At 48.5% G+C, this 15,113-nt stretch carries 14 protein-coding genes; 8 read left to right on the forward strand and 6 right to left on the reverse strand.

Translation table 11 applies throughout. The features are described from left to right. Positions 1-57 precede the first annotated feature (57 nt). The 5 genes from IXB50_RS13955 to IXB50_RS13975 form a co-directional block, all read right to left on the reverse strand. Positions 58-684 (reverse strand): DODA-type extradiol aromatic ring-opening family dioxygenase, encoded by a 627-nt coding sequence (locus tag IXB50_RS13955; RefSeq protein ID WP_215609591.1) that lies wholly within the window; start codon positions 682-684, stop codon positions 58-60. 3 nt (positions 685-687) lie between these two features. Continuing rightward, entirely contained in the window at positions 688-1,158 is a 471-nt protein-coding gene (locus IXB50_RS13960) for a DoxX family protein (RefSeq protein ID WP_215609592.1), read from the reverse strand. Positions 1,159-1,598: 440 nt separating this feature from the next. Further along, positions 1,599-1,952, reverse strand: a complete 354-nt coding sequence (locus IXB50_RS13965) for an NAD(P)/FAD-dependent oxidoreductase (protein ID WP_215609593.1) — start codon at positions 1,950-1,952, stop codon at positions 1,599-1,601. Between the two features lie 30 nt (positions 1,953-1,982). Beyond that, the gene (locus IXB50_RS13970; RefSeq protein WP_215609594.1) at positions 1,983-2,156 is read right to left on the reverse strand and encodes a CDGSH iron-sulfur domain-containing protein; all 174 of its coding nucleotides are present in this window, start codon (positions 2,154-2,156) and stop codon (positions 1,983-1,985) included. Between the two features lie 112 nt (positions 2,157-2,268). Beyond that, positions 2,269-2,718: a MarR family winged helix-turn-helix transcriptional regulator gene (locus IXB50_RS13975; protein WP_215609595.1), complete on the reverse strand. Its 450-nt coding sequence runs from the start codon at positions 2,716-2,718 to the stop codon at positions 2,269-2,271. Between the two features lie 124 nt (positions 2,719-2,842). Between IXB50_RS13975 and IXB50_RS13980 the strand changes: the two genes are divergently transcribed. From IXB50_RS13980 to trpD, 4 genes are all read left to right on the forward strand, one after another. After that, positions 2,843-3,460, forward strand: coding sequence for a Uma2 family endonuclease (locus IXB50_RS13980; RefSeq protein WP_215609596.1), 618 nt, complete (start codon positions 2,843-2,845; stop codon positions 3,458-3,460). A gap of 182 nt (positions 3,461-3,642) precedes the next feature. After that, entirely contained in the window at positions 3,643-6,618 is a 2,976-nt protein-coding gene (gene pruA, locus IXB50_RS13985) for an L-glutamate gamma-semialdehyde dehydrogenase (RefSeq protein ID WP_215609597.1), read from the forward strand. Positions 6,619-6,731: 113 nt separating this feature from the next. Next, entirely contained in the window at positions 6,732-7,406 is a 675-nt protein-coding gene (locus IXB50_RS13990; RefSeq protein ID WP_215609598.1) for a calcium-binding protein, read from the forward strand. A 213-nt stretch (positions 7,407-7,619) separates the two neighbouring features. Further along, entirely contained in the window at positions 7,620-8,672 is a 1,053-nt protein-coding gene (gene trpD / locus IXB50_RS13995; RefSeq protein WP_215609599.1) for an anthranilate phosphoribosyltransferase, read from the forward strand. 23 nt (positions 8,673-8,695) lie between these two features. Here the strand turns inward: trpD and IXB50_RS14000 are convergent, their stop codons facing one another. Next, entirely contained in the window at positions 8,696-10,099 is a 1,404-nt protein-coding gene (locus IXB50_RS14000; protein ID WP_215609600.1) for an MFS transporter, read from the reverse strand. A gap of 336 nt (positions 10,100-10,435) precedes the next feature. On the opposite strand from IXB50_RS14000, the gene IXB50_RS14005 reads away from it, so the two are divergent. The 4 genes from IXB50_RS14005 (at position 10,436) to IXB50_RS14020 (ending at position 15,101) form a co-directional block, all read left to right on the forward strand. Next, a complete protein-coding gene (locus IXB50_RS14005) occupies positions 10,436-10,930 on the forward strand; it encodes a CBS domain-containing protein (RefSeq protein ID WP_215609601.1) in 495 nt (164 codons plus the stop codon). 53 nt (positions 10,931-10,983) lie between these two features. Then, positions 10,984-11,652, forward strand: coding sequence for a phycobilisome degradation protein NblB (nblB, locus tag IXB50_RS14010; RefSeq protein WP_215609602.1), 669 nt, complete (start codon positions 10,984-10,986; stop codon positions 11,650-11,652). 852 nt (positions 11,653-12,504) lie between these two features. Beyond that, the gene (locus tag IXB50_RS14015; protein ID WP_246564511.1) at positions 12,505-12,984 is read left to right on the forward strand and encodes an ATP-binding protein; all 480 of its coding nucleotides are present in this window, start codon (positions 12,505-12,507) and stop codon (positions 12,982-12,984) included. A 101-nt stretch (positions 12,985-13,085) separates the two neighbouring features. Beyond that, on the forward strand, positions 13,086-15,101 hold the full coding sequence (locus tag IXB50_RS14020; protein ID WP_215609604.1) for a DNA polymerase III subunit gamma/tau: 2,016 nt from the start codon (positions 13,086-13,088) through the stop codon (positions 15,099-15,101). Positions 15,102-15,113: the final 12 nt, after the last annotated feature.

The raw sequence follows: 15,113 nt of genomic DNA on the forward strand, positions 1-15,113 counted from the left end.
TTCATTTGGTTGGTAAAGCTCTACTTTTAGAGTTTTACCTCCTTTTTTTATCCGAATTTATATTTTGGAGATGTCTAATAGGCTGGCTAGGTCGTTGTTGTGAATGGTTGTGGCTAACCAATCGTCAAAGGTCGTTACCCACTGAGGCGGCGGGGTTGTATAACCAGCGAAGGCGCTGAGGTTATGGGTGGCAGCTCCGCTACCGATAATTAGTACTCCCTCTGACCGCAAGGGAGCAAGCAATTTCCCTAGACGCCATTGATAGTCGGGACCATGGGATGGTTGCAGAGACATTTGGACAACTGGGATCTTTGCGGTTGGGTATATCAGAATTAGAGGTGTCCAGACGCCATGATCAAATCCTCGTTTAGCACGAGTTTGTACAGGTAAATCTGCTGCAGCGAGTAACTCTGCCACCCGTTTAGCTAAGGCGGGTTCACCAGGGGCTGGATAGTTGAGCTGATATAGCTCAGGGGTAAATCCGCCAAAGTCGTACACTGTTTCGGGTTGTTTGTCTGTGCTGATGCTGGGCTCATTAGTGAGCCAGTGAGCCGAGATAATTAAGATGGCTCTCGGAATCGGTATTGTGCTAGCAAGCTCCTTGAGGAAAGTTTGAGTTGGCCCCGTGCGAATGGGTAAATCGGGTGCTCCATGGGAGATAAATAAGGATGGCAGAGATGGCATAGTTTATCGTTTAGTGAATTGGGAGCTGAGGGCGTAGGCACCATCGCCAAGAAGGAATTGGATGATGGTGGTGATGGCGAAAAATGCTGGAAACTCCCAACCTCCACCTTCATTGGTAAACAACCAACCACTGCCACCATGTACCTTAAAAGTGGCTACTAACAAAATAGGGAACAGTGCTAAAGCAACCCAGCGGGTATACAAACCCAGGATCAATAACAGTCCACCAACAATCTCTATGGGCGTGACCATATAGGCCATGAATCCTGGCAGACCAACGCTTTGAAAGAATTGTGCTGTCCCCGGCAAGGTAAAGACGGTTACCTTTAGTAGACCATGGGCCAAAAAGAGAATGCCCAGGCTAACGCGCAGTAGGGTAATGGCGTAGGGGGCCGTCTCTAATTCAATGGTTGGTTTAGTCAGCCGTTGATTGCGAGGTGCGGTGTTGGGGATATCGCGAATCGTTAATTTCATAGTGGTCTCCTAATTTTGTACTAATTAGAACTATTGACTAGGTCGTGTTGACCAGAATGATTGGAATGCTCGTTCAAAGGATTGCAAGACGTGGGTGCGGATTGCGATCGCATCCGCCACCGTCTTCAATGGCAAAACATGATGCATAGCGCCCGGTATCCAGCCCTTTCAAGGTGTACTAGCAATGAGCTTTATATTTGGACAAAACCATTATTGTTCATGGATTAGGACCAAACTTTGTCATCTAGCCCGCTAGTTTAGATGTACTAAATCCAGGAGGATTCAGGCAGTTTAAGACTATTTCAGAAAAAATATCCTAAACAAATCAGCTATTGCTATCAGGAAGTTTTGATTTGTAGATAATACTTTTCTAGCTCTGAAAAGCTAGATCTCTTAAATAGAAAGGCTTTTCAGAATTATTAAAAGTATTCATTTGACCTTTACAGGGCTGCGCCCGGTATCTTAGCCAATTTAGGCTTACTCCCCGTAGCCACCACCAGAAAGTCATAATCAAACCGACCAGCGGTGGTCTTCACATAGCGTTGTGACCTCTCGATCTGCATGACATCAGCCAGCACAAACCGGATATTGGCTGCATGCCGAATTGCCCAGCGAATCGGGTAGGCAACTTGACTGGGTTCGAGCTCAGCGGTTGCAACCTGATGTAACAACGGTTGGAAGACATGATGATTCTGACGATCGATCAACAGAACTTGAAAGTCTGTATTGGCCAACTTTTGAGCCACTGTCAGTCCAGCAAACCCAGCACCGAGAATAACAACTTGCTTGCCCATGGTGACTTCCGGTGAATGGTTTACAGCTAGCTATGCCGAAATCTCCACCTGTTTCGGAGCCTCCAGCTCTAGGGCCAGCGGCTGAAACGAGGTGCCCTGGTGGCTGCCGTCACAGTAGGGGGATTTTTTCGACTGCCCACAGGTACAAAGCCAGTGGGTACCGGCCTCCAGGGTGAGGACTTGGGGGGATGGTTGCTGAGTCATAAGATCATTTGGTTCGATCTCAAATAGTTTTAACTAGAACTATTTGAGATCAAAGATAGCATCCTACTCGAAGAAATGACAACACATTTGAGGAGTTGACGGTTTTAGGGAGTTAGAATGCCTGGCGTAGTCGGCTGAGGAGGACCTTGAGGAGTTCTAGTTCTGATGGATTAAATCCTTCAAAGTGTTCCTTCATATCGATGATATGGGCTGGAAATACCTGCTCAAACAGGGATTCACCGTCAGGGGTAAGTTTGACGATAACGCTGCGACGGTTCTCAGGAGGGACTTCACGGGTGACGAGTCCTTTTTTTATCAGGCGATCAACGACGCCGGTCAGGGTGCCTTTGGTGATCAAAGTTTTGTCGCCGATATCGCCCATATTCATGCCTTGGGTATTGCCAAGGGTGGCAATTACGTCGAATTGGGCTGGGGTGAGATCATGCTGCCGGACAAAGGATTCTGAATAGTTGGAAAATGCCTGGTATGCCCGCACTAGCTCCCGAATGGTTCCTAAAAATGGTTCTTGGGCGGCTGCCTGGGGTGAGTAAGGAGTTGGCATGGGCAAAGGTCAGACAGTTTGAGTCAGTTCTATTCTATAGGTCGTAAGTCCGATGTTCCAGTATCGATAAACTTGGATGCGCCAGCTAGACTATTGTTAGATGTTCTAACTTGATGAATGACCCATGGTCCAGGCAATTGACTTTCAACGAATGGGATTTAATGATTTCATTCAGTGGGTTCCTGACGATGGCAAAACCTACGAACTACATCAAGGCGTGGTAGTCGAAATGCAACCAACAGGCCCCCATGAACTCGTAGGTGCATTCATTATCGAAGAACTGACCTTGGCTATTCGTCAGCGCCAACTTACCTACACGATTCCTAAAAGTTGTTTGCTCAAACCCCGCTTGCCAGACTCCGGCTATCGCCCAGACGTTGCAGTTTTAGACAAAGCAGAGCTAGTCAATGAACCTCTCTGGAAAAGTGCTTCCACCGTTCAATTTGGCAAAAGCATTCCACTGGTCGTTGAAGTGGTCAGTACTAATTGGCGTGATGACTATGCCCATAAGTTAGTTGAATACGAAGCCATGGGCATTGCAGAATATTGGTTGGTAGATTTTCGTGCTTTGGGTGCCGTGCGCTACATCGGTCAGCCGAAACAACCAACGATTACCATCTGCCGATTAATCGATGGAGAATATCAGCTAGAGCGGTTAGTGGCTGGACAGCAGTTACGCTCATCTATTTTTCCTGAACTAGAGCTGATGACAGATGACATTTTTCAGTCGACTGAATTATAAACCTTGTCCACGTCCAGAACTAGAGTTTTATCGTGGGAGAAACTACAGGTTTCAACTTGGACGTGGTTTAGATATGACTGTAAATAAAATTATCTGTTTGCAACAAAGACGCAAAATCCCCAAACAAAACTTTAGCTAATTAACACAATAAGAATAGGACTAGCGTAATCGGAGGTTATCTCATGGTTGTCCAAGGTGCATCTATCCGAGCAATCAATGCGTCTACCTACGAAACGGTCACCCAGTCTATTGCCAAAGACTTGCTTACCCAGACCAAAGATCATCAAGGCTGGCTAGGGCAGCTTCACAATCGCATCCACCTCCACGACCAACTCCTCGGTTTCGCCATGGCCAACCCCGGCCTCCGCGTCCAACTATTCCGCCTGATCGACTGTCTCCCTGGTCTGCCCAACAAAACCGAAATCGCTCGCCACCTACGCGACTATCTCGGCCAAGACATCGTTGAGCTGCCCGGACCGCTCAAAGCATTACTCAACTTTACCAATCCTGACTCAGTCCCTGGTCATCTGGCTGCTACCACCTTCTCCGCCGCTGTTGCCACCCTAGCCAAAAAATATATCGCAGGCGAAACCATCGATCAGGTCTTCAAAACCCTAAAACACCTCAAGAAACAAAACCTCACCTTTACCCTAGACCTGTTAGGCGAAGCGGTTGTTACTGAAACAGAAGCCGAAGACTACTTAAATCGCTATCTGTTGCTAATGGAACAATTAGCAGATCGCTTTCCTAAAAAGAATGAGGCCGAGCTTCCCAACGCTCAAGTGTCAGTCAAACTAACTGCCTTTTATTCTCAGTTTGATTCCTTGGATCCTCTTGGCACTCAAGCCAAAGTCAGTGAACGGGTGCGAAGATTGTTGCGCAAAGCCGGAAAGCTAGGCATCGCCGTACATTTTGACATGGAGCAATATACCTACAAAGATCTCACCCTGGCAATTTTGAAAGAGGTGCTGATGGAACCTGAATTCCGCCAGCGCAGCGATATTGGCATTACCCAACAGGCCTACTTGCGAGACAGTTATCAAGACTTAGAAGATATTATTCGATGGGTCACTGAGCGCGGTACCCCCCTCACCGTCAGGCTTGTTAAAGGAGCCTATTGGGACCAGGAGATGATCAAGGCGATTCAGCACGGCTGGGCACCACCCGTCTATCGTCACAAAGTCTCAACCGATGCCAATTTTGAACGCATGACCCGGCTGCTTTTAGAAAGCCATAGCGTAGTATATACCGCTATTGGTAGCCATAATGTGAGATCGCAAGCCCACGCCATTGCCATCGCTGACGCCCTCCAAATCCCCAAGCATCGCATCGAGCTACAAGTTCTCTATGGGATGGCCGATAAACTAGCCGTTGCTCTAGCTAATCGCGGCTATCGCGTTCGCGTTTACTGTCCTTACGGCAATCTGATTCCCGGCATGGCTTATCTGATTCGTCGCCTGTTAGAAAATACTGCCAACACCTCATTCTTGCGACAAAGTTTAGAAGCAACACCTACAGAAGATCTTTTAGCTCAGCCAACATTTACCGACATCGACACTCAGCCTGCCGCACCAGTTCTTGTCCAACAGTTTGCCAATACTCCTAATACTGACTATGCTCAGCAAACGGCCAGGCAGACAGCGCAACAAGCAATAATTCAGGTGCATAGCCAGTTAGGCCAAACCTATTGGTCTTGGGTCAACGGTCAATATCTACAAACAGAAACCCTGGTCCCGTCAGTTAACCCTTCCAATCCTGACGAAATCATTGGCCACATTGGTTTACTGAACTCCACTCAGGCAGATACTGCTGTTGCCGCAGCGAAAACTGCCTTTTCTACCTGGCGACATACGCCCGCTTCAGAGCGAATTGCTTGTCTACGCCGAGCTGGTGAATTAATGGCAGCTCGCCGAGCCGAACTTGCTGCCTGGATTGTTCTAGAGGTGGGTAAACCTCTGCGAGAAGCGGATGCGGAAGTATCAGAAGCGATTGATTTTTGTTATTACTACGCTGATGAGATGGGGCGTCTGGATCAGGAAAATAACGATACTGATTTGCCTGGTGAGACAAATCGGTATCGTTATTTCCCTCGGGGGATTGCGCTGGTGATTTCTCCGTGGAATTTTCCGCTTGCGATCGCAACCGGCATGACCGTTGCTGCCCTTGTCACCGGCAACTGCACCCTCCTTAAACCTGCCGAAAACTCTGCTGTCGTTGCCGCTAAACTAGCCGAAACCTTGATCGAAGCTGGTTTTCCTGCCGGTGTCTTCCAGTTATTATGCGCCCAAGGCTCCACCGTGGGAGCCCATCTCGTTAAACATCCCGATATTCATCTCATAGCCTTTACCGGTTCCAGGGACGTCGGCTGTCGCATCTATGCAGATGCTGCCCAGCTTACTTCTGGTCAAACCCACCTGAAGCGAGTGATTGCTGAGATGGGGGGCAAAAACGCCATTATCATTGATGCCAGTGCTGATCTGGATCAGGCAGTTCAAGGTGTTGTTCAGTCTGCCTTTAGCTATAGCGGTCAAAAATGTTCTGCCTGCTCACGGGTGATTGTCCTAGAGGATATTTACGAGACTTTTGTGCAGCGTCTGACAGAGGCTACCCGCTCGCTCAATGTGGGGTCAGCAGATTCTCCTGACACTAAGGTTGGCCCAGTAATTGATGCCACTGCGCAGCAGCGGATTCAAGACTTTATTGAGATTGGTAAACGAGAAGGAGACGTAGCTCTCTCAATGGATCCCCCAAGTACTGGCTATTTTATCGGCCCTACTATATTTACCCACGTTTCTCCCGATGCCCAAATGGCTCAACAAGAGATTTTTGGTCCTGTCATTACTGTGATGACGGCAAAGACGTTTTCAGAAGCTCTCACCATCGCTAACGACACTGACTATGCCCTCACAGGCGGTCTCTACTCTCGTACGCCTGCCCATATAGAACAAGCCCAAACTACCTTTGAAGTTGGTAATCTCTATATCAATCGAGGTATCACGGGTGCCATGGTTGCTCGACAGCCCTTTGGTGGATTCAAACTCTCTGGTGTCGGCTCCAAAGCAGGAGGTGTAGATTATCTCCTCCAATTTATGGAACCCCGCGTAGTTACAGAAAACATTCAGCGCCAGGGATTTGCTCCGATTGAAGGATTTGATTAGTGCAGTTTTGTCCCGAATCAAAATGCAAAAAAGTGCAAGGCTAATTCTATAATCTTGATGGGAGTTTGCTTCATGACAAAACTGTCTCCGTAATCTTGATGGGAGTTTGCTTCATGACAAAACTGTCTCCGTTCAAAATTGGTGCTTCGGTCATCGTCAAGGCCCATGTTAAAGATCCTGATTTTGGAATGGATATTGGCGGCTGGCAAGGCTGGATTTCAAAGATTCAGACCGACAACGACGAGACGATTCTCTGTATTGATTGGGATAGTCAGACACTGGCAAGGATGCCAGATGACATGATTGCTCGCTGTGAAGAGGATGGTTTGGGTTGGGAGCAAATTTATTTAGATGCCACAGAGGTTGAACTAGCCGTTGCGCGGGATATACCAGCGGATGCGGAAAAGGTATACGAAACCCGTCAAGGGCAACATGCTTTTGATCATCTAAGTTCAGACGGTGCTGGGATTCGGCAGGTGCTGGCCGGAGTTAACCCCAATGATGAAGTCGCTATTTGGAAAGCCTGGGAGGATCACCTGGAGAAATCTCTGCAGTTTCCGTTCGAAGCCGAGGTGGCTGAGTTTCAAGAACGGGGTCCCTTACACGCGGGGCAAAAGGTCATGGTGCAAGAGATTATCGACGTCGATGATATGTATGGTGTCCTGGTAGCAGTTAAGCGCAAACATCGGATTCTTCATTTTCCTCTGTGTGACTTAGAGGCAACAAATTCTAAATCGGCTAATTACTCAGCGGTGAAAGACTATGTGGTTTGGTTTGCCAATCGCTAGGGAACGGTTGTCAGAGATATTGGGCAAAGTGGGTGCCAAAGAATTGGAGATACCATAATTTGGCAAAGGGTCCCTGGGGGCTATAAAGTCTAAGTCTTCTAGGCCAAAATCTGGATTTGGTTCTCAACGGTCTAAGATGAAAAAGCAAAAGAAGAAGCGTTAGTCGCATTCTGTAGTAGCGTTATTGACTAAAGTCGTAAATGCGCCACTGCAATGACCACCAACTGGCCCAGTCTCCTACAGCAGCTCATTGATCAGCAATCCCTTTCCGTCGAACAAGCAGAATCGCTTATGCAGGGATGGCTGACCGAATCCATCGATCCCATTATGTCGGGGGCGATCCTGGCCGCACTGCAGGCAAAAGGTTTCTCCGCAGATGAGTTAGCCGGGATGGCTCGTGTGTTGCAAGGCCAGTCCCTTGGCGGTATGCAGGCGGATGACTCCTTGCCCACCCCTCGTATCGATACCTGTGGCACCGGCGGCGATGGGGCTTCTACATTTAATATTTCTACCGCCGTTACCTTTGTCGCAGCAGCAGCAGGTATCCCGGTTGTCAAGCATGGCAATCGCTCCGCATCCAGCAAAGTGGGCTCCGCCGATGTGTTGGAAGGGCTGGGCGTAGATCTGAATGCGTCGCCAGAAAAGGCCAAAGCTGCTGTCAACGAAGTCGGTGTGACGTTCCTATTTGCTCGTGGTTGGCATCCCGCGATGAAAGCCGTAGCGCCTATTCGTGGCACCTTGAAAATTCGGACTGTATTTAATTTATTGGGTCCTTTGGTAAACCCGTTACGACCTACGGGCCAGGTGATTGGTGTATTTGACCCTTCGGTTATCTCTACGATGGCGGAAGCACTTAACCAGCTGGGTATGGGCCAAGCGGTTGTGCTTCATGGTCGTGAAGGTTTGGATGAAGCGGGTTTGGGGGATAAAACCGACGTGGCAGTCTTGTCTAATGGCCAGGTTTCCACTCAGGTGCTCGATCCTCAAAGTTTAGGCCTAGCCAAGGCGGATGTATCCGCCCTGCGTGGTGGCGAACTGGAAGAAAATATGACCATTCTGCGGAATGTCCTCCAGGGTAAGGGGACTCAGGCCCAGCAAGATGCAGTTGCATTGAATGCGGCCCTGGCTTTGCAGGTGGGTGGTTCCGTCATTGGCGACACGGTGGCAGAAGCTTGGTCCTATGGGGTGATCCAGGCGCAAGAGATTATTGCCAGTGGTGCTGCTTGGGACAAGTTAGAGGAGCTAGTGGCTTTCCTAAAGAGTTAACACAAGAAAATATAGGGGAGGTGTTATGCCTCTTGGGGGTTGGGTGGGCATTGCCCACCTGGTGCCATCAGGTCTTGCCTGTGGTCAGGAATGCCTTGAGCCAGCAAAGCGGCAATACCCATGGCGCAACCGCCTAGAGCAACGATGCTGATGCGATCGCAACCCACACATTCCATCACCCAGCCTAAACCCAGCGAAGCGACAATTTCTGGCAGGACGATAAAACAGTTAAAGATACCCATATAAAGGCAGTTCTGATCTGCGGGAATTGACTTTGCTAACAATGCATAGGGCAATGAATGCATACTTGCGATCGCAATTCCCACACCGACCATGGGTAATAATAATAAACCTGGTTGATGAATCCAGCTAATGGAGATCAGGCCAACAGCCCCACATAGCAAGCTCAAGCTATGGGTATGCCGTTCTCCTAAGCGAGCAACAACAGCATAAATGCCTAGGGCCGCTACACAACATACCAAATTGTCTACAGCCAGGCACAGCCCTGACCACTCAACGCTCTTGGCATACAGTGGTGTCCCAGGAACTGCACCAAAAATATGATGGGCAATAGCTGGAGGTAGGTAGAGAAACATGCAAAATACTCCCAACCAGCTAAAGCTTTGTACCCAGGCCAGCTGACGCATCGTGGGAGGCATGGTTGCGATCGCAGTCCAAATTTCCTGCACCATGCCGTCTTCAGAAACGGATGCAGGCGCAATTTCTGTAGACTCGGGTGTCGTGACCACCGTCCAAATCACAGTACCTAAAAAGACGGCTGCCCCCAGATAGAATGACAGCTTGATCGACGAGGGTATGCTACCCGTCGGTGCCAGGGTGACAAGATCTAATTCCCCCAGCGTGGGGGTGGCCCGATACAAATGTGCTATCAACCATGGCATGGCTGACGCTAGTACGGCTCCTAACCCACAGAGCAGACTCTGGACGATAAACCCCCGAGTTTGCTGTTGGGCAGGTACCAAGTCCGCTACAAAGGAGCGAAAGGGCGTCATACTCACATTGGCCGAAGCATCCAAGAGCCATAGCAGTCCTGCTGCTATCCATAGACTAGGAGCATTTGGGAGCAGCACCAGCGCGACTGAACTCAACAAGGCTCCTACTAAAAAGAAGGGGCGGCGGCGGCCTAGAGGGGTAGAGGTGCGATCGCTCCAATAGCCAACTACGGGCTGTATCAGGAGGCCACTCATGGGAGCCGCTAACCACAGTAATGGCAGCTGATGTGGATTTGCGCCCAACGATTCAAAAATAGCGCTGCCATTAGCCATCTGTAAGCCCCAGCCAAACTGGATGCCCAGGAAGCCAAAACTCATATTCCATAAAGCCCACTTGCTAAATGGTGGCTGTGATGCGGATGTAAATGCTGGGGAATGGGATGTCTGAGAAACGGTTTGAGTGATTTCTACCATGGCATTGCCATGGGCGTCGTTACAGGGTGATTCAAGAACTTAAGAATATGCACAGAACTCTACAGCCAGTCAGCAGGCCATAGCTAAAGGGAGGGTTATGTTGTCGTTGCTGATTTAAGAAACAATTTTAGTTTTGTCTGTATCAGCTGCTGTTGGCCTCACAGAACAACCCATGCCGCAGATCGGCAACACTTTACTAATCTAAACCTTATAGATTATTTTGTTGCAGCTATATATCTCTATGTAACGACCTTTGAACCAGCTGTGTTGTCCTCAGAAAGCCTTCCTACAATAGATACACGCAGATACACAAGCATTCCTAACACGATCGCGCTTATGGCCAGCAAAACAGTCTTGATGACAACGGCGACTAAAACCGTTGGTGAGATGATGACATCACCAACCTTGACGGCCACGGCGGATATGCCCCTCAAGGATGCAGTTCAGTTGCTAGCCACCCATCGCATCAGTGGGTTGCCAGTGGTTGACGATCAAGGAGAGGCTATTGGTGAAATCTCTGAAACTGATCTGATGTGGCAGGTGAGTGGAGCCTCGTTGCCAGCCTATGTCATGCTGCTCGATAGTGTTGTGTACTTGACCAATCCAGCTCGCTACAGCCAGGAACTACACAAGGCCCTGGGGCAGACTGTTGCTGATGTGATGTCCCGCAAGGTTACCCTGGTGCATGCCGATGATGATTTACAGCGCGCTGCTCAGCTTATGCATGACAAGCAAATTCGTCGATTGCTGGTGGTTGATGATGACAGACACGTGATTGGAATTTTGACCCGTGGTGACATTGTGCGTGAGCTTGCGCAGCAGTACACCTAACATGCATGATCTAATGCTCATGCATGTATTTAACGCTGTCACCCACTTAGGCTATGGCCGTTTCTATAGATCAAATCAAACAACAGCTAGCATCGGAGGACCTAGGGCAGCGATTGCGAGCTGTCAATTTGCTGCGTGAACTGGAACCAGCCGTGGCTTTTGAGTTAATACAAACTGTTATCAATGACAGCAGTTCCCGAGTTCGCTATGCAGCCATCAGTCAGTTTTCTAATCTAGGTACCCAGAATAAAGAAACCGCATTGACTATTTTGCGAGCTGCGCTTTACCACGATCCAGAAGCTGATGTGCAGGCGGCAGCAGCTGACTCTATCGGTGCCCTGCAGCTGATAGAGGCCTATGATGACTTGGTCGTTGCTTATAACAACACATCAGAATGGATTGTGCAAATGAGTATTATTGCTTGTTTGGGCGAACTGGGTTTTAGTCGTGGGTTTGAACTGCTAGAGCAGGCCTTGCAATCTGAGAGCGCTTTGGTTTCTTTGACTGCCATTGGTGCTTTGGGAGAGCTCAAAGATCCGCGAGGGGTACCGTTACTTTTACCCTTTGTAGAGAGCGATGACTGGCAAGTACGCCACCGTTTGGCCCAAGCCTTGAGCAATTATTTGCAAACTCCTCAAGCCGATGATGTCAGGTCTACATTAGCTACATTGGCACAAGATGAGTCAGAGATAGTTGCTCAGGCAGCCAGTCAGCATCTGTAAGGAACCCTGAGAAACTATATGCCTTGTCGGGGAATACTTGAAGGTTGAGTCTAAAAATAAGCGAGCAATATTTGAGTGAGCCTGTAGAGACTTAATTTTTAAAGCATGCCCAATATAACGAACAGACTCTCTAGTTGAAATTACTGAATATTGCATTACTTGCTCAGAGTAATGTCGTGGTAGTCCGTCATTGAGATGGTATTTGCTGGTGATCAGAGATTAAATAATGATTTCCATTTATAGCGAACATCTTGATGTATCAGTCTGTTTGTATGTCACATTTATGTTGAAATTTAATGTTTCTGAGGGATACACATTTGCCTCACTAATAGGATCAACCCTATAGAGTGAAAGATACTTTCAATCAATCCTATGCCTTTAAAGATAATTGAATAGTAAGAATGATCAAAGTTCTTGATCACATCTATAGTCTTTGTTCATACATCAAATATTTGATTAAGTGTCGTCTTTAAGGACGTCCGTGGTCGTCAAAGTGATTCTCCATATAGGGTGTATCTTTTAAGTTAGCTAAGTTCTAGAGGATGAATTTAAAGCAATAGCAAGATAAAAGATGTCTTCTTCTAGTCTAGAAGAAATATAAAATTAGCAATTTACTCAGTTGTTTTTCCTGTTTTTTGGTTCGACTTATTGCATATCTGATATATTAGGAAGAGCAAGAATGGTTATTAATTCCCTTTAGTACGTATTACATACACCCGTTAAAAAGACACGGTTTTTAATCTCGTATAAATTAGTTCAACTTGATTTAAAGGCTACGATTTGTGTTGACTTATGGGCTGCCATTTATGAGGTATTGGCCCGGTGTTGGGGATTGATTTTATGGGAAGTGTGATGACATCATCCACTGGAGTAAAGTGGGACAAATTAAGTTTTGCCTCGACTCTATATCTGTATCCAATTATTGATACCTTGCTGGAGCATGCTCCAGTTGCAATACGTGACGAATTGCAACTGGGTTTGCAAGAGGCGTTAGTGAATGCAGCCAAGCATGGAAATAGCTTAGACCCAAGCAAGCATGTGTCTGTCCAGTATGCCAAGGTTCACGATGCCTACTGGTGGATAATTACTGATCAGGGTAGTGGTTTTGAGATTCCTCGTGAATGTCGTGTTTGCCCGGATGATGGGATTGACATTGATGTTATGGGTGACTGCGGTCGTGGTCTATTTATATTGCATCAGATCTTTGACCAGGTGCACTGGTCCTCTAAGGGTAATGAAGTGCTGTTGTGCAAGCGCTTTAGCCGTTGGTCAAACTGGCTGACTTGGTGTCAGGGAATATGGTTCTCTAAAGATACAATGGCAATCAGCTGAAGGGTACTGAAGCTTTTATAATTAACTTGCTCACTACTTTGCTTAGGGATGATCCGTTGGGTTTGATCCTGAGCCTGTTACTAGAGTAGGACATGGTGTCTATGGCCTACGAACCGCTACATCACAAGTATCGTCCTCAAACATTTGCTCAGTTGGTTGGCCAGGGTGCGATCGCAACCACCCTCTCCAATGCTCTTCAGCAAAACCGGATTGCCCCAGCCTATCTATTCTGTGGTCCCAGGGGCACAGGTAAAACCTCCAGTGCTAGGATTTTAGCCAAGTCTCTTAACTGTTTGAACAGTGCTGTGCCCACTCCAGATCCCTGTGGTGAATGCCAGGTCTGTCGAGAAATTACCGTTGGTGCTTCCCTTGATATTGTTGAGATTGATGCCGCCAGCAATACCGGTGTGGACAACATTCGTGAACTGATTGAACGAGCTCAGTTTGCGCCGGTCCAGTGTCGTCATAAGCTCTATGTGCTTGACGAAGTGCACATGCTGAGTACAGCGGCATTTAATGCCCTGCTCAAGACCCTGGAAGAGCCACCTCCCCATGTGGTTTTTGTTTTAGCCACCACCGATCCCCAACGGGTGCTCCCGACGATTATTTCCCGCTGTCAGCGGTTTGATTTTCGGCGCATTCCCCTGGACGCGATGGTGCAGCATTTAGACTACATTGCCCAACAAGAGACGATTGCGATTGCACCGGATGCCTTACAGCTGGTGGCTCAGCTTTCCCAAGGAGGACTGCGTGATGCGGAGAGTTTGCTTGATCAGTTAGGACTGCTGGATGGAGAGATTACGATTGACTCCGTTTGGGACTTAGTGGGGGCGGTGTCCGAGCGAGACTTGCTTGCACTGGTACAGGCGGTTGGTGCCGATGACGCTACCCAGGTGCTGATTTTAGCTCGTCAACTCATGGATCGAGGGCGAGAACCGTTGATGGTTTTGCAGAGCCTGGTGGCATTTTATCGTGATTTACTGATTGCGAAGACTGCGGGGGAGCGGCGGGATCTAGTCGCCATTACTCCACCTATTTGGGCAGAGATGGTGCCCTTTGCCCATGCACTGCCATTGTCATGGTTGTTAGCCAGTCAGCAGCATTTACGTACTGCTGAGGTCCAGGTCAAAAATACAACGCAGCCCAGACTGTGGCTGGAAATTACTCTCATGGGACTGTTGCCGTCCGCCCAAGGGCAGTCTGCTCCTCCTGAGAGGCCTAGCATGCCTGTTGCTGTGCCATCAGTTCGGCAGCAGTCGCAGCCTTCTACTACTCCAGCTCCCAGACTGCCAGTTCAGTCTGGGGCTCAGCCAGCAGCAGTTGAACCTTCTGCAAATCAGGCACCCGCAGATAATAAGCCACTAGTAGACCAACCCGCCGAAATCAGTGCCACAGGAGTAGCAGTACCTCCGCCCAGTGGCTCGTCATCGGTTGCAGATGCACCGGCTATGGGTAGCCTCAGCGATATTTGGGCCAAAATAGTTGCTCAGCTGACGCCAATGGGAACCCAGGTGCTGATGCGTCAGCATGGACATTTACTTGCCTGTGATGGTGTTGAAGCTCGTGTTGGTATTACCAATGACAAGCTGATGCGCATGGCCCAGGACCGCTTAAGTAATGTAGAAACTGCCTTTGAGAAAGTCTTTGGTCATCATATTCGAGTCACTATGGTAGTGACTACTGTTAAGACAACCGATCAGGTGGCGGCTTCATCCCCATTGCAAATACCGTCGCGTCCAGTTGCTGAGATGCCATCTGCTCCACTCAAGCCGTCTCACCCGCAGGCTTTGAGTCCACAGTCAGTTAAACCTTCACCTGCTTCAGCGCCCTCGCCCTCAGCGCCCTCACCCTCAGTGCCCTCGCCTTCAGCGCCCTCGTCCTCAGCGCCATCCCCTTCCAAATCACCCTCTGCTGCGCCATCCCCTTCGATAAATGTGCCTGAACCAGCAGCAACGAGTTGGCAAACAGAAAGCGATTTAGAGCGCAGTGTTAAAAGCTTTGCCCAGTTCTTTAGCGGACAGATCGTTAACTTAGATGATGAATCTACCAACGCCGTAACGTCTGATGCTGACTCTTCTCAACTGTCTACAGAACCTGGACCTGACGTTCCTTTTTGATTAAGTTTGAAG

This window comes from Leptothoe spongobia TAU-MAC 1115 (genome assembly GCF_018739885.1).
Classification (GTDB): Bacteria; Cyanobacteriota; Cyanobacteriia; order Phormidesmidales; family Phormidesmidaceae; genus Leptothoe; species Leptothoe spongobia.

Excerpts from the sequence above, each read along its gene's own strand:
- IXB50_RS14005 (WP_215609601.1), top strand. The coding sequence starts at position 10,436 with ATGGCCAGCAAAACAGTCTTGATGACAACGGCGACTAAAACCGTTGGT.
- IXB50_RS13960 (WP_215609592.1), bottom strand. The coding sequence starts at position 1,158 with ATGAAATTAACGATTCGCGATATCCCCAACACCGCACCTCGCAATCAA.
- IXB50_RS13965 (WP_215609593.1), bottom strand. The coding sequence starts at position 1,952 with ATGGGCAAGCAAGTTGTTATTCTCGGTGCTGGGTTTGCTGGACTGACA.
- trpD (WP_215609599.1), top strand. The coding sequence starts at position 7,620 with ATGACCACCAACTGGCCCAGTCTCCTACAGCAGCTCATTGATCAGCAA.
- IXB50_RS13975 (WP_215609595.1), bottom strand. The coding sequence starts at position 2,718 with ATGCCAACTCCTTACTCACCCCAGGCAGCCGCCCAAGAACCATTTTTA.
- IXB50_RS14015 (WP_246564511.1), top strand. The coding sequence starts at position 12,505 with ATGACATCATCCACTGGAGTAAAGTGGGACAAATTAAGTTTTGCCTCG.
- IXB50_RS13980 (WP_215609596.1), top strand. The coding sequence starts at position 2,843 with ATGGTCCAGGCAATTGACTTTCAACGAATGGGATTTAATGATTTCATT.
- IXB50_RS14020 (WP_215609604.1), top strand. The coding sequence starts at position 13,086 with ATGGCCTACGAACCGCTACATCACAAGTATCGTCCTCAAACATTTGCT.
- nblB (WP_215609602.1), top strand. The coding sequence starts at position 10,984 with ATGGCCGTTTCTATAGATCAAATCAAACAACAGCTAGCATCGGAGGAC.
- IXB50_RS14000 (WP_215609600.1), bottom strand. The coding sequence starts at position 10,099 with ATGGTAGAAATCACTCAAACCGTTTCTCAGACATCCCATTCCCCAGCA.
- pruA (WP_215609597.1), top strand. The coding sequence starts at position 3,643 with ATGGTTGTCCAAGGTGCATCTATCCGAGCAATCAATGCGTCTACCTAC.
- IXB50_RS13970 (WP_215609594.1), bottom strand. The coding sequence starts at position 2,156 with ATGACTCAGCAACCATCCCCCCAAGTCCTCACCCTGGAGGCCGGTACC.
- IXB50_RS13990 (WP_215609598.1), top strand. The coding sequence starts at position 6,732 with ATGACAAAACTGTCTCCGTTCAAAATTGGTGCTTCGGTCATCGTCAAG.
- IXB50_RS13955 (WP_215609591.1), bottom strand. The coding sequence starts at position 684 with ATGCCATCTCTGCCATCCTTATTTATCTCCCATGGAGCACCCGATTTA.